20 protein-coding genes and 1 pseudogene are annotated in these 21389 nt (G+C 52.2%); 16 read left to right on the forward strand and 5 right to left on the reverse strand.

What is annotated here, in order from left to right; all coding sequences use genetic code 11:
* The coding region (locus PHU49_04520) for a cobalamin-dependent protein (GenBank protein ID MDD5243260.1) at positions 1 to 787 on the reverse strand (787 nt) is incomplete at its 3' end.
* 123 nt (positions 788 to 910) lie between these two features.
* Here PHU49_04520 and PHU49_04525 point away from each other — a divergent pair.
* Positions 911 to 1654: a radical SAM protein gene (locus PHU49_04525; GenBank protein ID MDD5243261.1), complete on the forward strand. Its 744-nt coding sequence runs from the start codon at positions 911 to 913 to the stop codon at positions 1652 to 1654.
* 31 nt (positions 1655 to 1685) lie between these two features.
* Here PHU49_04525 and PHU49_04530 read toward each other — a convergent pair whose 3' ends face one another.
* Positions 1686 to 2459, reverse strand: a complete 774-nt coding sequence (locus PHU49_04530; protein ID MDD5243262.1) for a hypothetical protein — start codon at positions 2457 to 2459, stop codon at positions 1686 to 1688.
* A 174-nt stretch (positions 2460 to 2633) separates the two neighbouring features.
* Here PHU49_04530 and PHU49_04535 point away from each other — a divergent pair, with 174 nt between their 5' ends.
* Positions 2634 to 2984, forward strand: coding sequence for a cupin domain-containing protein (locus PHU49_04535; protein MDD5243263.1), 351 nt, complete (start codon positions 2634 to 2636; stop codon positions 2982 to 2984).
* A gap of 73 nt (positions 2985 to 3057) precedes the next feature.
* Entirely contained in the window at positions 3058 to 4233 is a 1176-nt protein-coding gene (locus tag PHU49_04540) for a hypothetical protein (GenBank protein ID MDD5243264.1), read from the forward strand.
* A gap of 110 nt (positions 4234 to 4343) precedes the next feature.
* Here the strand turns inward: PHU49_04540 and arsS are convergent, their stop codons facing one another.
* Positions 4344 to 5276: an arsenosugar biosynthesis radical SAM protein ArsS gene (arsS, locus tag PHU49_04545; GenBank protein MDD5243265.1), complete on the reverse strand. Its 933-nt coding sequence runs from the start codon at positions 5274 to 5276 to the stop codon at positions 4344 to 4346.
* A 162-nt stretch (positions 5277 to 5438) separates the two neighbouring features.
* On the opposite strand from arsS, the gene PHU49_04550 reads away from it, so the two are divergent.
* From PHU49_04550 to PHU49_04590, 9 genes and pseudogenes are all read left to right on the forward strand, one after another.
* On the forward strand, positions 5439 to 6251 hold the full coding sequence (locus tag PHU49_04550) for a sterol desaturase family protein (protein MDD5243266.1): 813 nt from the start codon (positions 5439 to 5441) through the stop codon (positions 6249 to 6251).
* Positions 6251 to 6949, forward strand: a complete 699-nt coding sequence (locus tag PHU49_04555; GenBank protein ID MDD5243267.1) for a TIGR04283 family arsenosugar biosynthesis glycosyltransferase — start codon at positions 6251 to 6253, stop codon at positions 6947 to 6949. The genes PHU49_04550 and PHU49_04555 overlap by 1 nt, the downstream gene beginning before the upstream one ends.
* 59 nt (positions 6950 to 7008) lie before the next feature.
* A complete protein-coding gene (locus PHU49_04560; protein ID MDD5243268.1) occupies positions 7009 to 7686 on the forward strand; it encodes a TIGR04282 family arsenosugar biosynthesis glycosyltransferase in 678 nt (225 codons plus the stop codon).
* The gene (locus PHU49_04565; protein ID MDD5243269.1) at positions 7683 to 9128 is read left to right on the forward strand and encodes an NAD(P)/FAD-dependent oxidoreductase; all 1446 of its coding nucleotides are present in this window, start codon (positions 7683 to 7685) and stop codon (positions 9126 to 9128) included. The genes PHU49_04560 and PHU49_04565 overlap by 4 nt, the downstream gene beginning before the upstream one ends.
* A 30-nt stretch (positions 9129 to 9158) precedes the next feature.
* Positions 9159 to 9839, forward strand: coding sequence for a TVP38/TMEM64 family protein (locus PHU49_04570; protein MDD5243270.1), 681 nt, complete (start codon positions 9159 to 9161; stop codon positions 9837 to 9839).
* Positions 9840 to 9934: 95 nt separating this feature from the next.
* Entirely contained in the window at positions 9935 to 10561 is a 627-nt protein-coding gene (msrA, locus tag PHU49_04575) for a peptide-methionine (S)-S-oxide reductase MsrA (GenBank protein ID MDD5243271.1), read from the forward strand.
* Positions 10562 to 10674: 113 nt separating this feature from the next.
* The gene (locus tag PHU49_04580) at positions 10675 to 11874 is read left to right on the forward strand and encodes a molybdopterin-dependent oxidoreductase (GenBank protein ID MDD5243272.1); all 1200 of its coding nucleotides are present in this window, start codon (positions 10675 to 10677) and stop codon (positions 11872 to 11874) included.
* 31 nt (positions 11875 to 11905) lie between these two features.
* Complete coding sequence (locus PHU49_04585; protein MDD5243273.1) at positions 11906 to 12130, forward strand: hypothetical protein; 225 nt, start codon at positions 11906 to 11908, stop codon at positions 12128 to 12130.
* Positions 12131 to 12145: 15 nt separating this feature from the next.
* Positions 12146 to 12385, forward strand: a pseudogene (locus PHU49_04590) (thioredoxin family protein).
* 118 nt (positions 12386 to 12503) lie between these two features.
* On the opposite strand, the gene PHU49_04595 reads toward PHU49_04590, so the two are convergent.
* Both PHU49_04595 and PHU49_04600 read right to left on the reverse strand, forming a co-directional pair.
* Positions 12504 to 13856, reverse strand: coding sequence for a pitrilysin family protein (locus tag PHU49_04595; protein ID MDD5243274.1), 1353 nt, complete (start codon positions 13854 to 13856; stop codon positions 12504 to 12506).
* A 15-nt stretch (positions 13857 to 13871) separates the two neighbouring features.
* Entirely contained in the window at positions 13872 to 15257 is a 1386-nt protein-coding gene (locus tag PHU49_04600) for a pitrilysin family protein (GenBank protein MDD5243275.1), read from the reverse strand.
* Positions 15258 to 15458: 201 nt separating this feature from the next.
* Here PHU49_04600 and PHU49_04605 point away from each other — a divergent pair, with 201 nt between their 5' ends.
* From PHU49_04605 to PHU49_04620, 4 genes are all read left to right on the forward strand, one after another.
* On the forward strand, positions 15459 to 17111 hold the full coding sequence (locus tag PHU49_04605) for a thiamine pyrophosphate-binding protein (GenBank protein MDD5243276.1): 1653 nt from the start codon (positions 15459 to 15461) through the stop codon (positions 17109 to 17111).
* A 400-nt stretch (positions 17112 to 17511) separates the two neighbouring features.
* Positions 17512 to 17967 (forward strand): universal stress protein, encoded by a 456-nt coding sequence (locus PHU49_04610; protein ID MDD5243277.1) that lies wholly within the window; start codon positions 17512 to 17514, stop codon positions 17965 to 17967.
* Positions 17968 to 18098: 131 nt separating this feature from the next.
* On the forward strand, positions 18099 to 20564 hold the full coding sequence (locus tag PHU49_04615; GenBank protein ID MDD5243278.1) for a plasma-membrane proton-efflux P-type ATPase: 2466 nt from the start codon (positions 18099 to 18101) through the stop codon (positions 20562 to 20564).
* Between the two features lie 130 nt (positions 20565 to 20694).
* Entirely contained in the window at positions 20695 to 21276 is a 582-nt protein-coding gene (locus tag PHU49_04620) for a class I SAM-dependent methyltransferase (GenBank protein ID MDD5243279.1), read from the forward strand.
* Positions 21277 to 21389 lie beyond the last annotated feature (113 nt).

Below are 21389 nucleotides of genomic sequence, written 5' to 3' on the forward strand. Positions count from 1 at the left end.
CGCGCGCCAGTTCCTTACAAAGGGCTGTCGCGTACGATGGCGGCAGGTTAAAGGTATTGTCCACAAAGTAGAACTGTTTTACACCGCGGCTTTCCAGTTTTGCAATCCACTCCACGACGTTTTTGGGCGAGCGCTTCCGGATGATTGTGCCCTCTATCGTCCCTGTTGAGCAATAGCTACAGCGCATCGGGCAGCCGCGCCTTGTCTGCACGGGTATCCAGAGATCGCCGGCATCTCCGGGAGCGGCGATCAAAAGATCGGGATCGGGAAGCGTGAAGGCGTCAGGTTCCCTGATGAGTATCTTCTCTGCCATCAGGCCTCTGCCTTTGACGTGCACGCCCGGCAGGCCATCAAGGGTTTCATTATCTTCCAATCGCTCCAGCACCATATTGAACACCGCTTCCCCTTCACCTTCGATACCGATGTCTGCTTCTGAAGCGGCAAGGATGGTCTCCGGGAATATGCTGTATCCTGCTCCGCCCAGCACGATGGGGACCCGTGACAGCTTCCGTACCAGTGCGATTATCCGGTTATCTTCATCAAAGAGGAACCTGGTGTTTTGCTTCGTCTGGTCATCGATATTCCTGACCGATATGCCGATTACTTCCGGGTCGAGCTCCACGATTGCCTCAGCTATGGCGGCTGGGGCGTCTTTTTCCTGCACGAGGTCCAGCACCTTCACTGTGTGCCCTTCCCGCCTTGCTGCCTGTGCCACGCACGCAAGTCCCAGTGGCATGGTGCGCATATTGATTTCGGTCCGGTTTGCCGAGATGAGAAGAACCCTCATCCTTATCCTCCTTTTTGAGCTGCACTACAATTATACCATGCCGTTAAACATACATCATTGGAAACGTTCCCGGACAGACTAAACAAACTTCACTCTCCTGTGGCTTCTGCTGTATAATGAGCTATGATCGTCAAAGAGATCAGGGCGAAGACCATCCTCTCCAAATCGCAGATCTATGACTATGCCCTGAACGCCTACGTGGGATGCCAGCATAACTGCGCCTACTGCTACGCAAGGTTCATGAAGAGATTTACCGGGCACCGCGAACAATGGGGAGAGTTCGTTGATGTAAAGATAAACGCCGCTGAACTCCTGGTCCGGGAGGTCAGAAAAAAGAGAAAAGGGATTGTCTGGATAAGCGGGGTCTGTGATCCCTATCAATACGCCGAAGAGAAGTATATGCTTACCGGGAGATGCCTTGAAATCCTCGTTGAGAGTGGATGGCCCGTCGTGATCCAGACAAAATCCCCCCTGGTCCTGCGGGACATCGGGATATTGAAAAGATCAGCGGACGCTGAGGTCGGATTCACTATAACGACAGCCGACGAGAAGGTGCGTCAGATCTTCGAACCCTGCGCTCCGCCCGTAGAGAAGCGGATCGAGGCATTGGGAATTCTTCATGCAGAGGGGATCAGGACTTATGTCATGGTCGCTCCCATGCTCCCCGGGGCCGACAGACTCGCGGATATGCTGAAGGGCAAGGTGGACCATGCTTTGATCGACAGGTATAACTATTATTATGCTGACCGGGCGTATAAAAAGCACGGAATGGAACAGGCCATGACTGAGGATTTCTTCCAGGAAAAAGGCGGGGAACTAAGGGCCGCCTTTGAAAAGGCAGGGATACCCTGTCAGAAGCTGTATTAGCCCTTTGGGACAATCCTCCCGGCTCCTTTGCCTATGGAATGGGCACGCTCTTTTCCGTAATTATCGCGGAACCTTTCTGAACCGTTATTTTGATGATATTATACCCGGGCAGAGGCAGGAACACCTGTTCCACTGACCCGCTTCCCGGAATATCCTTTCCGAAATTGAGACCCGGCGTCCAGACTGTGGGGCTCGCATTCGTGGCGAATTCGCTCCTCAAAAGCAGTTCACAATCCTTATAGGTGTTATTATTTATTATTGTCACATAACATTTGTTATCCTGGAACCGGAAATCGCCTACAGTGATGTTGTGGCTCAGCACCGGGATGGAGCCCGTTTGTGACGCGACAACCTGATTGTCGATAACAATATCCAGGCGATAGGTGGTGTATTTCGCCGGCGTTACAACATTTCCACCTGCGCTGCCGGTCTGACCGGGCGGAATAGTGGCCGGTGAAATGACTGCATCGACACCCCTGTAGGTTGCGGCGCCCTTCTTTTGATAGGGTCGAATAGTAATAGGCTTGGTAAAGGGCGTGTTGTTGGTGTTCCGAAGCGTTATCTGCCATCTCATCGCGCAATCGGTCGCCAGCGGCAGGATTTCGACGGACTCTACCTGGGGGTTCTTGACGGTGGTATCCGGTTGCGGTTGTGTTGCGGTCTTGCCGGTACCCGATGGAGACCGCAATATCCTGATATCTTTTGTGGTCTTTTTCTGTAACTCAGCTCCGATAGCCTGACTGCCCGCTAAAACAACGGCAACCGCCAGAGAGCATGCATAAAGAAAAAGAAACGCTTTTTTCATGATATGACCTCCTGATCCTGCATGGAATATAGCGCATTATATCATTTTCCGATGTGCGAAAAGCAATGAAAATGGTCTGCCTGCGCAAGCAACCCCATCCACCGGCAAAAAAATCTGTTGCATTATTATGTAGTTTGGAGAAGAATGGATTTAAATCCGTTAGGAGGATACAGTATGAAAGTAGTCCGATTCAGCAGCGCTGAAAGTTATGAGCCTGAGAAAGACTGGAGGCGGGTAAGCCTTTGCAGTGAAAAGGACATCTCCATTGAACACTTCGTAAAGCCGCCGCACCATGCGTCGCCTGATCACAACCACCCGAACGCGCAGGTAATGATCGTCCTCAAGGGCAAGCTCGCAATCACCACCGCCAAGGAGGAGCAGGTCCTTGACGAGGGTGACGCGGTCTACATCCCCGGGAACGAAATGCATATTGTCACAAACCCGCTCGATGAGCCATCCGCCGGCATCGACATATTCGTCCCCGGTCGGTCCTTCGATTTCTGGCTGAAGCGGAAAAGCTCCTGACGTATACCGGCACACCACGGGTCACAGTTGAATATGTGAGCGCGTCGATGCGTGCAGGCGGAGAGCATGAAGCATGGAACAGGCAGAATCGACACCTCTCGTCCAGTCCATCATGGATCAGTTTGCCGCGCTGACAGGGCTGTCACCGGGCGAAAAGTCTCCGAGGCGTTACCTGTGGACCGATGCCTTTGCCGTTTGCAACTTCCTGCGGCTCTACCTCCGGACAAAAGACGAAAAATACAGGGAACTCGCGCTACGGCTCGTCGAACAGGTTCATAACGTGCTCGGCAGACACCGTGCAGATGATACCCGGACCGGCTGGATCAGCGGATTGTCCGAAAAGGAAGGCAGGTCTCACCCCACATGTGGAGGCCTGAGGATCGGCAAGGCACTCAATGAACACAAACCAGGTGACCCTGTTGACGAGCGGCTGGAATGGGAACAGGACGGGCAGTATTTTCATTACCTCACGAAGTGGATGCATGCTCTCAACCGCGTAAGCGCCGTCACCGGCGATTTCGTATACAACAGGTGGGCGATGGAACTTGCGAAGACTGCCCATGCCCGGTTTGTCTATGTCCTGCCGCGCAGCGGCCGGAAGAGCATGTACTGGAAGATGAGCATAGACCTCTCATATCCGCTGGTGCGCTCCATGGGCCACCATGATCCGCTTGATGGCTTCATCACCTACAGCCAGCTTCAGTCCACCGGAGCGAAGGATACGGGAAAGCCCGCAACGCTTGATCTGGCCGCCATGATCGGCGACATGGCCCATATCTGTGAAGGAAAGAACTGGCAGACCGATGACCCGCTCGGTCTTGGCAGCCTCCTGTCTGACGCTTACAAGGCAGCGCAGTTGATCTCTTGTGAAGCTTTTGGAGATGCCGACCTGCTCAGGACCTTGCTGACGGCATCCATTCCAGGCCTCAAGTCCTGCGTGCATAAGAATTTCTTGGGATTTTCTGCCGCGTACCGTCTTGCTTTCCGTGAATTTGGATTATCGATAGGGCTCCATGCCGTTGAAAGACTGGAGAACCTGGTAAAGAAGGACCAGGTCCTTTCCCTTGAAGACCTTCAGCTCCAGGCGCTTCTAAAGTCACTCAGGCGCTATGTACCGTTAGGGGAGGAGATTGAAGCCTTCTGGCTCAAATCAGCAAACCAGGCATCGGAGACTTGGACAGAACACCGCGACATCAACATGGTGATGCTTGCGACCAGCCTTGCACCGGACGGGTACCTGGCGCTCTGAAGATCTATTTACAGATTCATATAAAAATACAGGATGGGGATTGCCGACGATACTATGTGATGCAGGTTTGCTTTACTACGGACACCTGCCCGTTATGTTATTGCTCCCATTCAGGACGACCCCTTGCCTGCAGTACATAAATAGCAGTGGTCTCCTGTCATAATAAAACGGTGCGAAAGCGATTGGAGGTCAAAATCCCTGATGTGCCGGCTGGCCGACCTCACCGGGAGCCCCAGTGCCTGGTTAAAATCACAGTCATAAAGGGTTCCATCCCATCGGACATTCAGGAGATGCCGGCACATAAGGCCTTCAAAGGTGTCAGGGTTCAATGCGCTTCTCGCAGACTCAATGTACCGTACACGCTCGTCTGTCCTGACAAGCATTTCCTGGAATCTCCCCGCGGGAAGATTCGCCAAAACAAGAAGCCGGTTAAAAGTAATGCCGAAACGCTCTGACAGCTCTTCTTTGTAAGCTGCCTCCAGCTCTTTCTGGCTGCCGGGCAGCGATGCGCTCAACGGGTTATACACAAGGTTCAAAACAAGACCTCCGTTTCTCCCGTAACCTAAGGCGTTAAGCGTTCGCAATCCCTTGATGCTCTTTTCAAAGGCCCCCTCCCCCCTCATCCGGTCAACGTTCTCCCGGGTAAAACAGGGGAGGGATGCTATGACTTCAACGATGTTATCACGGAAAAACTCAGGTATGTCGGCCATGCCCGGTTCAAAAAAGACCGTGAGGTTAGTCCTGACAATCACATGGACATCGTTCTCCCGTGCCGATTGAATCATATATCGAAAATGCGGATTCAGTTCCGGGGCCCCACCCGTGACATCGAGGCAGCGTATACGGTGCTCCTTCAGGATAGCAAGGACCTTATCGACCGTTTCCCTATCCATGGCTTCCTGTCTGCCCGGGTGCGCTGAAACATGGCAGTGGGTACAGTGCTGATTGCACCTGTAGCCTAAATTGACCTGGAGAACAGCTATCTCACGGGCCTGGATTGCCTGCCCGGATAATTCAAATGCCTTTTCGTGCAAGAGTGTCATTCATCTTCCTTGCTGTAATAATTTTTCATGTGCTGCTATCTCAATTCATTTCCTGATAGTATACCATGGTTTATTGAAAAAAACCTCTTACCCAAAGAGAGCACATCATTCACACCGGCACGATTCTGCTTTATAATATATGCATATGGATTGGGTCTGTCAATGAATGTGCTCGTAATTGACCACCATGCCCTTATCAGGCTCTGCAGTTTTTTCGGCATATTCCTTCTCATGGCAACCCTGGAAATGGCTGTCCCGCGTCGTACCCCGCGGACACCCAAACCTGCCCGCTGGTTCACAAACCTCTCCCTCACCTTTTTGAATGGCCTGGTGGGGCGCTTTGTCTTTCCCCTTTCGGCAACAGCGCTGGCCGTTCTTGCAGGGGAACGGGGTTGGGGGTTGTTCCATTACCTTCACCTTCCTTCTCTCGCGACAGGCGTGATTTCCATAGTCCTCCTTGACCTGACTATATATCTCCAGCACCTGGTCTTTCATAAGGTTCGCATCTTCTGGTATATCCACGGGATGCACCACACGGACCTCGATATCGATGTTACAACAGGCGCACGGTTTCATCCTGTTGAGATTGTGCTTTCCCTGCTGATCAAGATGGGGATTATCCTCGTGCTTGGAATACCGGTATGGTCTTTCGTCGCCTTCGAGGTGCTACTCAACGCAACATCCATGTTCAATCACGGTAATATCTCTATCAGCACGGCAATTGACAGGATTTTGCGTTTCGTTCTCGTCACACCCGACATGCATCGTGTACACCACTCGGTAATCATCCGCGAACACAACAGCAACTTTGGTTTTAACCTCCCCTGGTGGGATCGCCTGTTCGGGACCTATAAAGGCCAACCTGAAGCGGGGCATGATAATATGGTGATCGGCCTTGCAAACTTCAGGGACCCCGAAAGACTTTCTTTAATGAGACTGATCCTGCTGCCTTTTCTCGAGCGGAGAAAATTCTGATGCCTGCAGGTCCCCGCATATCAATCATCATCCCTGTCCTGAACGAGTCCGATTCAATCAACGGGCTCATCAGTCACCTCCTTTCCCTCGATAATAGCAAACAGACAGAAACCATCGTTGTCGACGGAGATCAGGACGGGGGTACGTTGAAGGCGATCATGGATATGGAAGTCATTAAGATCAAGTCTCCACAGGGCCGCGGGCGACAGATGAATGTGGGCGCAGAAGCAGCCAGGGGACAGCTTCTCCTCTTTCTCCATGCTGATACTGAACTTCCGCGTAACGCCTTTACTCTCATTCAATCAGTAATGGAAGAACCAAGGTTTGCCGCCGGCGCCTTTGACCTCGGTATCAGGTCTGAAAGGCTTGTCTTCAGTATTATTGAATCTATTTCTTCTATGCGTTCCCGTATCACAAGGATACCCTTCGGAGATCAGGCAATCTTTGTGCGGAAGAATTATTTTGATACTATTGGCGGCTATAAGTATATTCCGATCATGGAGGATGTAGAGATCATGCAGAGGATAAAAAAAAGGGGTGATAAGATCTTTATCATCAGACAGAAGGTCAGCACATCTGCCCGCAGGTGGGAACAGGAAGGAATCTTTTTCTGCACGTTCAGGAACTGGCTTCTCCAGCTATTATATTTCCTCGGCGTTTCACCGGATAAGCTGACAAAATTTTATCGGCACATTTAAAGACAAATTCCATTTAGCGCATTATACTGTATAGATGAGATCTAAAGGGAAATGGGAGCATGGCGGATAAAAGGCGCATTATCATGTTTGTTAAAGTACCGGAAAAGGGTGTTGTAAAATCGCGTCTCATAGCCTCTGTCGGAGAGGGTGCCGCCCGTTTACTTTATCAATACTTTGTTGACGATCTCATTGAGATGCTCAGGATGGGCGGATATCCTTTTGTCATATCCTTTGATCCCCCTGACGCCATGGCAGAAATCAGAAGATGGCTCGGCAAGAAACATATATTCATCCCTCAGGCCGGAGATGATCTTGGGGAACGGATGAAGAACGCCTTTGCAGGAACATTTTCAGAGGGCGTCAGCTCTGCTGTCCTGATAGGGAGCGACAGTCCCGATCTTACAAAGGAAATTCTCGCGAAGGCCTTTGCCGCCCTCGATGACCATAATACCGTGATAGGCCCTTCGCATGACGGGGGGTATTACCTGATAGGGTTTAATAAAAATACCTTTATGCCGGAGGTCTTTAATAACATCCCATGGAGCACTCCGGAAGTATTTTCTCGGACGATGGATATATTGATAAAAGGGAATTGCCGTGTCCATGTACTCCCGGAGTGGCGAGATATCGATACTATCGATGATCTGCGGGCGCTCTTCTCAAACTGCGCAAAAACAGCTTTTGCAGGATCTGAGACCATGAAGTATCTCCGGAAAAAAAAGGGGGAATTGTTATGAACAAGTTTGATTACGACCTTATCGTTATCGGCGGCGGGGGGGCAGGGATTGTCTCGTCGAACCTCGCGGCAGGGCTGGGGAAGAAAGTCGCGCTTGTGGAGCACAGAATGCTTGGAGGAGAATGCACCCAGTACGGGTGTGTGCCGAGCAAGGCGCTTATAAAGGCGGCCAATATCTACCATTACGCGAAGGACGCCAGCCGTATGGATTTCGGTTTGACGGCAAAATCCGAACCCGTGATTGACCCTGGGAATGTAATGGACCATGTCCGCAGTGTCATTCAAAAGGTCTATGAAGGTGAGCGACCGGAAGTCTTTGAAAAACGTGGTATTGACGTGATCATTGAGAGCCCCGTCTTCATAGATGACCGTCATATCGAGGTCGGAGGGCGGACACTCTCGGCAGGCAGCTTCATTATCAGTACAGGGTCATCCGCTTTCGTCCCGCCCATTGAAGGTATAAAGAGTGTTCCCTATCTTACTAACGAGACCATGTTCGGTCTGAAAGATCTTCCGGGATCGATGATCGTCCTTGGCGGCGGGCCGATCGGGACCGAACTGGCACAGGCCTTACACCGCCTCGGTGTTAAGGTGACCATTGTTGAGATGGGAGACCAGATCCTTATACGGGAAGACAAGGAGCTCAGGGACCTCCTCGCTGAAAGGCTTGCGGCAGAGGGTCTGAAGATACTCACAAAGACAAAAGCAGTCAGGCTGTCGGAAGCAAACGGCGGTATTTTCCTCACCGTTGAATACCAGGATAAAGAGGCGGGGGTTATCGAAGCGGAGAGCGTGCTCGTTGCTGTCGGCAGGAAAGCCAATGTAGAAGGGTTGAAGCTGGAGAATGCCGGTATAGAATATTCGCCGAAGGGAATCAAGACTGACGATACCTTGAAGACTTCGGCGCCGCATATTTATGCTTGTGGTGACGTGGTCGGACCATACCAGTTTTCCCATATGGCAGAATATCAGGCAAGGATAGCGACGCAGAATGCCCTACTGCCGATCAAGAAACATGCGAACTATGAACACTACATATGGTGCATGTTCACCGATCCGGAACTGGCGCACGCCGGACTCACGGAAGAGGAGGCACGGGAGAAACACGACGGGAAGGTCAGGATTTACCGGTGGGCATATAAGGACACGGACAGGGGCAAAACCGATGTGGAAGAGTTCGGGCTGAGCAAGATCATATGCGACGACAAATACAAGGTCCTGGGGGCGCATATCCTGGGGAGCCACGCTGGCGAGCTGATCCACGAGGTACAGGTGATCAAAACGCTGGATATACCTTTCTGTAAACTCGACTCAGTCATCCACATCTACCCTACCTTTTCAGACGTGATAAAACAGCCGGCAAAGCTCTGTTATATAGACGAGCTGAAGAGTAACCCCTTTGTTCAGCTTCTGGGGAGCTTTTTCGGGCCCAGGAAAAAATAATCCGGATGTCCTGCGCAGGGAAGGTGGTTTATGCTGAAACATAAGAAAAAGATAATCATTGCCGTCCTTTTCATAGGAGGTATTGTTTTTTTAAGGGTCTCCGGGATCGGGCAATACCTGACCTTTGAAAATTTCCTGCAGCAAAAAGAGGCTCTCCATCAACATGTCCGTGACCATTATATCTCTTCAATACTATGGTTCATTATTCTTTATATCGTCGTTGTTGCCCTCTCTATTCCTGGTGGTGCAGTATTATCGATCGCCGGGGGATTTCTTTTCGGAACTGTGTTAGGAGTGATCTACACCAACATCGGCGCTACCCTGGGCGCAGTCTGTATTTTTCTCATTACGAGATACCTCATAGGCAACTGGCTCCAGGAAAAATACAGGGAGCGGCTGATAAAATTTAATAATGAAATGGAACGTCATGGCCCGAATTATTTTCTCACGTTACGTTTTATCCCTTTATTCCCCTTCTTTCTCGTAAATATCTTTGCAGGTCTTACAAGGATCCCTTTCGGGACCTTTTTGTGGACTACCGCGGCCGGTATACTGCCGGGCGATTTTGTTTATACCTTTGCAGGCAGTCAGCTCAATACTCTCAGGTCAATAAAGGATATATTTTCTGTGAATATCATGATCGCTCTGGCATTACTTGCCCTCTTCAGTCTTGTGCCGGTTATGTATAACCATCTGAAACGTGCTCGCTGAGTGGAGCGGGGCTTTACAGGTGGCGAACAAATGCTTAATATTGTTTTCAAGAAAAACTTTCTATGAAAGCGTGAGAGTGAAAGGAGGGGTGATATATGAAAACAGTGATTTTGACCGGTTTGTTATTAATAAGTCTCATGGCGATAACCGCGATGGCGAAAGATGACGGTAACACGGCTGCTGTCCAGGGCACCCAGAAAGCGACCTTCGCCGGCGGGTGCTTCTGGTGCATGGAAGCGCCTTTTGATAAACTCCCGGGTGTTATCTCGGTAACGTCAGGCTATACCGGCGGGCACCTGAAGGATCCAAGTTATGAGCAAGTGTCAGCCGGTGGCACGGGCCACGCGGAGTCAGTGCAGATTGTCTATGACCCCCGGAAGATCAGTTATGAAGAATTGCTTGATGTCTTCTGGCACAATATCGATCCCACTGTCATCGATAGCCAATTCTGCGACGTGGGTAATCAGTACCGCTCGGCTATCTTTTATCATACAGACGCTCAGAAGATGCTTGCGGAACAATCAAAAACGGCACTCCAAAAAACCAAGCCGTTCAAAGAAGATATTGTAACGGAGATCACCCGCGCAACAGAGTTCTATCCCGCGGAGGAATACCACCAGCATTACTATAAGAAAAACCCCTTGCGGTATAAATTCTATCGCAGCAGGTGCGGCCGCGATAACCGGTTAAAGGAGCTGTGGGGGGAAAAGGCAGGTCACTGAAAGGAATAAAAACTTCAAGCATAAAGCGCGTGGCGCGTGATGTTTGATGAATTCTCATGTTTATTGTAAGACATGATGTGATTTCGATGTTATTACTTTCATGGAGGTGAAACATGCCAGACCATACCCCAACAAAGGCTTCCGGAGAGATGGGAAAAGCTTGTGATACAGGCTCAACACCCGTGGAATCAAAAACAATGGGACACCGCATGAGTGCCGCAGACCGGCTGCGAGAGCGGCAGATCAAGAGCAGTATCGGGCGAAGAGGTTTTTTCAAACTGATCGGTATCGGGACCCTTGGCCTCGGGTTCGGGGTATCCATCTTTGACAGTATCTTTCAATATGCAGGCAGCGCGGAACTAAGCGCGGAACAAAAACACAAGCTTCTCACTGTCGGGACTGTCGATTTCATGGGCTTTCGGGCCAAAGAGATCACTCCAAACAAGGAGTTTTACATCACAACCTATTCGCCGAAAGTTCCCGGAATTCAGTTAGACCGGCATGTGCTACGCATAGAAGGTCTCGTCGAAAAACCCTACACGCTCACGATGAAAGAGTTGGAAGAGATGAAAGACACAACTGAGTTTGTCACGCTCGAGTGCATAGGCAATCCCGTAGGCGGGGACGCGATAGGAAACGCCCTCTGGGAAGGTGTAAAACTGCGGAATATTCTCGACAGGGCTCATCCGAAGCACGGAATTATAAAGGCGGCGCTCTTTGCCGAAGATGGCTACAGCGACAGCATTCCCTATTCCCTGGCTCAATCGGACAACGTATTCCTGGCATACAGGATGAACGGGGAATACCTGCCACCAGAACACGGGTATCCACTGAGGGTTATTGTCCCCGGCATTTACGGCATGAAGAATGTAAAATGGCTCTCCAAGATAGAGCTTGTCAACTATGATTTTAAAGGGTACTGGGAAAAATTAAGATGGTCTGACGAAGCAGTCATATCGACCACATCGACGATCCTTATGCCCACGGACGGAAAGGAAATCCCTCTTGGCCAATACGTGATCGGAGGAATGGCCTTCGGCGGACGCCACGGAATCAGCAGGGTGCAGGTATCCCTGAATAAAGGCAGGACCTGGGAGGATGCGCATATGAAGGCGCCCCTGTCTAAATGGTCGTGGTCGTTATGGGAATATGACTGGAAGCCGCCACGCGCAGGTGAGTACTCAATACAGGTCCGTGGCATAGACAGATCCGGTAACGTACAGGAATCATCATCCCTCATCGGGAGGCTCACAGGATCCTTCCCGAGTGGAAGCAGGGGCATCCATAAGATAGATGTGACGGTGAGGAAATAAAGTAGCACAAAAACATTGTGAGAGGTATGTTATGGATCGTGGAAACTTTATAGTCCGATGTTCCCGATGCGGCGCAAAAAACAGGATCCCGGGGGACCGCCCGGGAAATGGCGCCGTGTGCGGCAAATGCAGGACAAACCTCGATCTGAGCCTCCTATACCCTGATAGACCGCTTAACGCCTCTGACACGACATTTCACAACGAAGTGGTTACTTTTAACGGACCTGTGCTCGTCGAATTTACCGCGCCGTGGTGAGGACACTGCAGGGGGCTTGAACCAGTTCTGGACGAACTGGCATCACAGTATGCGGGCAAGGTGAAGGTTGTAAGGGTGAATGTCGATGAATCTCCGATGACAGCTTCTGCACACGGGATTCGGGGCGTGCCGGCGTTCTTTTTTTATAACCGGGGGAAGATCGTGGATCAGGCTGTCGGCGCCCTCCCGTACCAGGAACTTGACCGGCGTCTCAGTTCGATGTCTATCTCGCGGGATATGCCATCACCCGGTTGAAAAACACTGTAATCGAAAAGGGTCAGGGACGCGCCTATGTTCTTGAAGCCGATCTTACACCTGATATACCGACAGGGTTTCGTGCCATAAAAAATGTGCGGAGCGGAAGCGTCGCAGGTCAAGGCCTGCTTTCCTGAGAAGAATCGGGACTGACTGCTTTGATGTTGCCTACTATAACGGTAATGATACTCTCCGGATGGAGGTACTTTTTCGCAACCCTCAGGACGTCTTCAGCGCTCACCGATCCGATCAGCGCGGGGTATTTCTGCGGGTAATCGAGCCCGAGCCCATAATACTCCGTCTGGATAAAAAAACCGGCGAGCCGGGCCTGGCTGTCAAGCCTTAAAGGAAAGCTTCCGATCAGGTATTTCCTGGCCTCCTCCAGCTCTTTCCCGCTCACGGGCTCGCTCCTTATCCTCTCTATCTCCTTTATGGCTAAGGAAATGGCCTCCCTGGCGGAGGTGTTCTTCGTCTGGAGGATCACCTGGAACGATCCGGGATGCTTCCCTGCTTCAAAAAGGCTTCCGACGCTGTAAGCAAGCCCCCTCTTATCCCTGATCTCTTTCATGAGCCTGGAAGAAAACATCCCGGAGCCCAGGATGTAATTCATTACCGAGAGGGCATAATAATCCGGATTGCCCCTGCTTACCCCCTTGTGTCCCATGATAATGTTGGCCTGTGTTATCTGCCGGTCAATTGTTATCGTTTTCGGGCCCTTTTCATAGGAGGCTTTATAGGGGACCTGCGGGACGCTGCGGGCCTGCCATGTGCCTATGCAGGGCAGGATCTTCGTCCGGACCTCATCGATGCCGATATCCCCTACGACGGCAATGATCGCTTTCTCCGGGGAATAATGGGTCGAATAAAATCTCTGTACCGAGTCTCTCGTGAGCCTTGCCAGCGATTCTCTTGTTCCTTCCACGGGGTGACCGTAAGGGCTGTCATTGAAAAGGGCCTTCCGGAATGCCTTTTCACCAACGCTGCCCGGGTCGTCTTCCTCTGCCTGGATCTCCGCCATTGTCTTCACAATCTCCCGCCTGACCTCATCTTCAGGGAAGGTCGGCCTCAGGAGGACCTCAAAGAGGAGCTGGATCCCTTTATCGAGATCCTTTTTCAGTACACGGAGGTTGAGGACGATAAAATCCCTTCCCGGTGAAGCATCGAGCACAATGCCCAGGGAATCGAGTTCCTCATTGATCTGCGTGGCCGTCCTTTGCTGCGTTCCCAGGAGAAGCGCACGGGCGGTTATAAAGGAAAGGCCGCCCTCACCCGGCGGGTCTTTCGATGAACCGGCCTCGAGGAGGAGTTTCAGTGTGACAAAAGGGAGGGAATGCTCTTCGCTCAGGATAACTGCAACGCTATTGGGGGTCGTGATCTTCTGTGCCGGCGGCATTGCATGGAGGTTCCCCACGCAAAGACCGGACAGGAGCAAAAACCCCATCAAAGCGATGATGATTGTCCGGTTTCTCAAAACTCCCTGTCCTCCTTACCTCGTCATCCGCTCTTTCATGACAGGGGCTGATTCCAGCGATTTCCCCGCCTTAGGCGGAATGGGAACCAGGACCCCTACCGTCCGGTTGTCCGGTATAAGATACTGTTTCGCAACCCGCATGATATCGTCAGGGGAGACCTTCCTGATTGCCGGGATATACCCGTCAATATCTCTCCATCCTGAGACAATCTCGTATTGGGCAAGCATCATGGCCTGGTAGAAGGAGGAATCCTGACTGTACAGAAATGATGCCTCGAGCTGGTTCTTGACCTTCTGCAGTTCATCGTCTCCGACAGGCTCCTTCCGGAGTCTCTCTATCTCCCGGTCGATGAGCGTCTCTATCTGCGCGATGTCTTTTCCCGGACGGATCGAGGCGGAGACGTAAAAGAGCCCGGGATCGCGCGAAAGGAGGGAATTACTTGCATCAATATCAACGACCAACTGTTTGTCCCTCACGAACTGTCGATAGAGGCGGGAACTCTTTCCCCCCGAGAGGATCCCTTCTATCACCTCCAGGACGTAACCGTCAGGGCCGTGGACGTTGGGCACATGATACCCCACGACCAGCGAAGGGGTCTGCGCCTCTCTCTTCACGGTGACACGGCGCTCTCCTTTCTGGGGCTGTTCCGCGTCCCTGTCCTGATCGGGCGCCCTGCCTTTCCGGATAGCCCCGAAAGCCTTTTCTATCATGGGGAAGAGGGTCTCTTTCCTGACGTCTCCCACGACGACTATAAATGCGTTCGCAGGATTATAATACGTCGTGTAGTGTCTCTTTATATCTTCAAGCGTAAAACGTTCAATGTCTTCCATCCAGCCGATTGTCGGCCAGTGATACGGCTGTATCTGGTACGCAGCCGCTTCGACCTGTTCGTAGAGGAAGGCCTGCGGGTTGTCCTCGGTACGGAGCCTCCTCTCCTCCATCACCACCATCCTCTCCGTCAGGAAGTCTTTCTCCCGCAGGACCAGGTTCTGCATCCTGTCGGCCTCCAGTTCCAGCGGGATATTGACACGGTCAGCGCTGATGTTCGTGTAGTATGCAGTACAATCGCTGGATGTGAAGGCGTTGTCATTCCCCCCGTTCTCCTGGATGATCCTTGAAAATTCTTCGGGACCGACCTTATCTGTCCCTTTGAACATCATGTGCTCCAGCATATGGGAGAGGCCTGTCTTTCCCCACGATTCATTTCTCGACCCCACGCGATACCAGACCTGGAAAGTTACGACAGGGGCCTTATGATCTTCAAGAAGGACCACCTTCAGCCCGTTCGGGAGCGTTGTCTCCTGTACCCGCTCCACGATGCCTGCCTCTGAGGTGCCTGCTCCTGAAAGGGGTGCAATGAAGATAGAAAGAAGAAGAAAGATGATCGAAGACCATTTCATAAGTCGCTCTGTCATATTGTATAAGATAAGGGATGGGCCACGTTAAGTCAACCATGGTTCCTGAAAAATAATTATTCACAGATCTCAGACTCAAGGTGAACACATTAAACAGGGATTGAGAATCCGGCGATCAGTAACATATTTCCCCTTGACAACATGCTGGGGTAGCAGGAGAATAAAAACAACGAAACAGGGGGTATTATGGGAACATCTCATACGGTAAGCAGTTATCTCATTGACCGGCTTTATGCGCACGGCATACGTCATGTCTTCGGTATACCCGGTGACTATGTGCTCGGGTTCTTTCGCGAGCTCGACCGCAGCCCTTTGCAGATTATTAATACCGGTGATGAACAAAGCGCCGGTTTTGCTGCTGACGCATACGCCAGGGTCAACGGTCTTGGAGCAGTCTGTGTTACCTATTGTGTCGGAGGGCTGAAGGTCGCCAATCCAACCGCACAGGCATATGCCGAGAAGTCTCCCATCGTTGTTATCAGCGGGGCGCCGGGAAGGAACGAGCGCATCAAGATGCCCCTTCTCCATCACAGGGTAAAAGATTTTGATACGCAGCTAAAGGTCTTCGAGCAGGTTACGGTAGCTTCAACGGTCATCAATGATCCCCAGACTGCCTGTCGTGAAATAGATCGTGTATTAAATGAAGCGCTGCGGTACAAGCGACCGGTATATATAGAGTTACCCCGCGACATGATTACCGCTCCTGTAAACCTTTACCGGCAGCATCAGGAAGAGGTGAAGCCGGGTAATGCCGAGGCGCTGGAAGAGGCGCTGAACGAAGCGGTCGGTATTATCAATGCGGCGAAGCAACCCGTGATTATTACCGGCGTGGAACTGCACCGGTTCGGTCTGCAATCAGAGCTCCTGCAGCTCTTAGAAAATACCAATATTCCCGCTGCTGCCACCCTTCTCAGCAAATCCATCATCAGGGAAAACCATCCTCTCTATATGGGGATATATGAAGGAGCTATGGGCCGCAAGGATGTGCGGAAATACGTGGAATCGAGTGACTGTTTGATCCTTCTTGGCGCCTTAATGACCGATATCGATCTCGGTGTCTTTACCGCCCGCCTTGAGCAGGCACGCTCGATCTATGTAACAAGCGAGAAATTATTAATCCGTTATCATGGATATGAAGACGTACCCATCGAGGATTTCGTCCGCGGTCTTCTGAAGGCAAACATCCGCCGCAGGGAAAATATTGACATTCTACATCCGCCTCCGCCTGAACACCCGAACCCTGTTGCCGGAAAACAGGTAAGCGTGCATTACCTGTTCCAATGTCTGAATGCGTTCTTAGATGATAATACGATCGTTATTGCAGACCCAGGGGACGCGATGTTTGCCGCCGCAGATATGATAATCCATAACGAAGCAGAGTTCCTGGCCCCGGCATATTACACCTCGCTTGGTTTTGCCGTACCGGCAAGCCTGGGGGCGCAAATGGCCAGGCCGGAACTCCGCCCCCTGGTACTGGTCGGCGATGGTGCTTTTCAGATGACAGGGATGGAGCTTGGTACAATCGCGAGGTTTAATTGTAACCCCATCGTCATTGTCCTCAATAACCGCGGCTACAGCACAGAACGTCCCATGCTGGACGGCAGTTTCAACGACATCCCCTTATGGAGCTATAGCCGTATACCGGAGATTTTTAATACGGGTAAAGGGTTTGATGTCGAGACCGAAGATCAGTTGGAAAGCGCGCTCCATGAGGCCAAAAGACATACAGAGGGTTTTTGTATCCTGGATGTCCACTTAGACCCTGCAGACAGATCAGTGGCACTCCAGCGTTTGTCGCAAGCCCTGGGAAAACGGGTCAAGACAAAGATGAAAAAATGAACTTCTTGAGAGTTACGTCACCCCGGTTAATATAATAATCTCGGAGACGCAACGGTTTTGCCTTCGAGTTCCTTCAGGTCACAACGGGGGGTTGGGAGATTTACGGAATTTAATTGCCGGCTGTTGGTTTTCTTACGATGCCGGTTTCCCGATGCTTGATGCTGGATGCTTGATGCTGGCGAGGTTAAACGAGTATCAAGGATCGAGTGACGAGTATCCGGTTTTTTCTTGACAACATATTCAATTGCCGATTTACGATTGCCGAATGTGAACAAAACAAAGAACAACCAGGCGTGGAAAAGACATTTACTTATTCAGGAATGTCCCCTCATTTGACACTCGTTGGACAGTTGACATAGAATATAGGGCATGTACTGTAATGTAATCAAAACGGAGGGTGATGATGGAAGATGTTAAGCGAATTCTTGTTATAAACAGGTCTACTGAAGACTGCAAAAAGGCTGTCCATTATGGTATTTCTCTTGCCAGAACATGCGGGGCTCAACTCTCGGTACTTCATACCATGTACGACCCCTTCGGCCTCAAGGGCGGCGTGCTTTACATTCCCTACCTCAAGGGTCTGGAGGACGAGTACCGGGCCATGGTGCAGAAGGTCAAAAGTGACCTCGCCGCGATAATACAAAAGGAAAGGGCCGAAGGGATGGCCATCAAAGAGATGACGGAAGATGTCGAACCCGTCCATGAAATCGTGAAGATTGTGGAGACGGAAAAGATAGATCTGCTCATTATGGCCGCCCACAATGAAACCAGGATCGAGCACATCGTCTACGGCCGGATCAATCACGAGATCGTGAGAAGGCTACCCTGTTCCGTCTTCCTTGTGAAGGGAGAATAAAAAAGAAACATGCCGGATGTTGTTCGATCCGGCGAGAACCCGCTGGTTTTCCCGTAATGCATGGGCCGGGTAACACGGCCGTTCCAGACAGATGTGAAGGGTGAGCGTACCTCGAACAGGAGGATAGCATTATGGAAACAAAGGAAGGCAAGTCCAGGATGGCGGAAGATCTGAAATCCCTCTCCCTGCAGGAATTGCAGGCAAAGCTGGGATCGTCGCCGGCCGGTCTGACCCAGGCTGAGGCGCAGAAACGGCTGACCCAATATGGGCCTAACGAGATTGAAGAAAAGAAAACCAATCCGCTTATCAAGTTTCTCGGCTATTTTTGGGGTCCCATCCCCTGGATGATCGAAGCGGCTGTGATTCTATCGGCCGTGGTCCGTCACTGGCCGGATTTTTTCATCATCCTTGTTCTCCTTCTGGCCAATGCTATCGTTGGGTTCTGGGAGGAGTACCAGGCGGGCAACGCCATTGATGCCCTTAAAGCCAGGCTCGCGATCCAGGCCCGTGTCCGTCGTGACGGGAAATGGACCACAGCGCAGGCTCGTGAGCTGGTACCGGGCGACGTCATCCGCGTGCGTCTCGGCGACATTGTGCCGGCAGACGCGTGCTTGTTTGAAGGGGACCCCGTGGAAGTGGACCAGTCCGCGTTGACGGGCGAATCCCTGCCCGTCACCCGCAAAGAAGGCGAGACGGTCTATGCGGGTTCGATCATCCGCCAGGGAGAAATCGACGCGCTGGTCTACGGTACAGCCCAGAACACGTACTTCGGCAAGACCGCGCAGTTGGTGCAGGAGGCACACACCGTCAGCCACTTCCAGCGCGCTGTGCTGAAGATCGGCGACTACCTGATCATACTGGCCGTGGTTCTGGTCGTATTGATTCTGGCCGTCGCGCTCTTCCGCGGCGACAGGATGGCGACCACTCTGCAGTTCGCGTTGGTGCTGACCGTGGCCGCGATCCCGGTCGCGATGCCCACGGTCCTGTCGGTCACGATGGCTGTGGGCGCGCGGCTCCTGGCGGCAAAACAGGCTATTGTCAGCCGTCTGGTAGCAATCGAGGAGATGGCAGGCATGGATATGCTCTGCTCGGATAAGACAGGAACCTTGACGCAGAACAAGCTGACCCTGGGCGATCCGTTCAGCATGGAGGGCATTACCGCGGACCAGGTGATCCTGAGCGCAGCGCTGGCTTCGCGCGCCGAAAACCAGGACACCATCGATCTGGCCATACTAAGCGGCCTGAAGGATGATCTGGCGCTCAAGGCTCACACGGTCGTCCATTTTCAGCCCTTCGACCCGGTGCACAAGCGTACCGAGGCCACTGTTAAAACGGCGGACGGGAAGACATTCAGTGTAACGAAGGGCGCACCACAGGTGATTCTGGAATTGGCAGCCAATGCTGCAGAGGTAAAGCCCGCAGTGGATAAAGCCGTCAACGCATTCGCTGCGCGCGGCTTCCGTTCGCTGGGTGTGGCGCGGACAGACGCAAACGGCCAGTGGCAATTCCTTGGGGTCCTGCCGCTTTTCGATCCGCCTCGCGAGGATTCCAAGGCGACGATCACGACCGCGCGGCAGATGGGCGTGAGCGTGAAGATGGTCACCGGTGATCAACTCGCCATCGGCAAAGAAATCGCCGGGCAACTGGGGCTGGGAACGGACATACTCGATGCCAGCGGCTTCGGCGACACGCGTCATCATGAGACGGCACAGTTGTCAGAGTCCATTGAAAGGGCCGATGGTTTTGCCCAGGTATTTCCCGAACACAAGTTTCACATTGTAGACGTCCTGCAGCGCCGCGGCCACATCGTCGGCATGACCGGGGACGGGGTGAACGATGCGCCGGCGTTGAAAAAAGCCGATTGCGGCATTGCGGTATCGGGGGCAACGGACGCAGCACGCGCGGCCGCGGACATTGTGCTGCTGACGCCCGGCCTGTCGGTGATCATCGATGCGATCAAGGAGAGCCGCAAGATCTTCCAGCGGATGACGAGCTACGCGGTTTATCGCATCGCCGAAACGATTCGCGTGCTGCTTTTAATGACGACATCAATCCTCGTATTTAATTTCTATCCGGTGACGGCGGTCATGATCGTTCTGCTGGCCCTGCTCAATGACGGCGCGATCCTGTCCATCGCCTACGATAAGGTTCGCTACTCCGACGAACCGGAGGTCTGGAACATGCCGGTGGTGCTGGGGATCGCGTCGGTGCTGGGTGTGACCGGCGTGATAGCGTCATTCGGATTGTTCTATCTCGGTGAGCGGGTGTTTCATCTCAGCCGTGACGTGATTCAGACGTTGATGTACCTGAAGCTCTCCGTGGCCGGTCATTTGACGATCTTCGTTACACGCACGCGTGGGCCGTTCTGGTCGATCCGACCCGCGCCGATCTTGCTTGCGGCGGTAGTCGGCACACAGGTGGTAGCCACGCTGATCTCCGTCTACGGACTGCTGATGCCCCCGATCGGATGGGGCTGGGCGCTGGCGGTGTGGGGCTACGCGCTGGCGTGGTTCCTGGTGAACGATCGGGTTAAGCTGGTGGCCTACCGGATCCTTGACCCGCATCGGCCGCTGCTATCTGTAAAACGAAGGAAGTAAACGGTCAAGTTGCCGATTTGTAATTGCCGAATGTCAAATGGCAACAAAATGAAAAATAACTCGGGAATCCCCAGTGCATACCTGATAGAATGACCGGGCTGACGAGAATAGTGCAGGAGGAAGACAGATCATGAGCACCGGTCAGAAACCGCATGGGGCAGGCAGGAGCACCTTCGAATTTGTAGATATCGACCGTGTTTTTCAAAACCTGTCGCTCACACCTTCAACGGTCTTTCTCGATCTCGGGTGCGGAAAAGGCAATTACGCCTTAGCCGCGGCAAGGTCCATGGGGCCGCACAGCATCGTCTACGGGGTTGACGCCTGGCAGGAAGGACTCGAGGAGTTGAAGCAGCAAGCGGATTCCGAAGGTCTCCATAACATCATCACCATTCACGCGAACCTGAACGAGCATATTCCCCTCAGTGATGCGGCGGTCGACGTCTGTTTCATGGCGACCGTTCTTCATGACCTTCTTCGTGAAAGCTCCGGCGAGACAGCGCTGGCCGAGATAGTCAGAGTGCTTAAGTCCGGCGGCCGACTGTGCATTATCGAGTTTAAGAAAATAGAGGACAGCCCCGGACCTCCCCTCAGTGTGCGGCTTTCACCGGAGGAGACAGAAGCAATCATTGCGCCTTTCGGATTTGTAAAAGACCGGATAATTGACGTAAGCCCATTCCATTACCTCCTTGCCGCTTCTCTTAATATTTCATGAAACCTGGTAAAAATAACGCCAGTTGGGGGAATAAAAAGACAAGGAGCAGGCCTATTATATCGCAGACAATAAACACAAATGCGCCCAGATATATGTCCCGGATGGTAGTGCCT

Source organism: Syntrophorhabdaceae bacterium (assembly GCA_028713955.1).
GTDB lineage: Bacteria > Desulfobacterota > Syntrophorhabdia > Syntrophorhabdales > Syntrophorhabdaceae > UBA5609.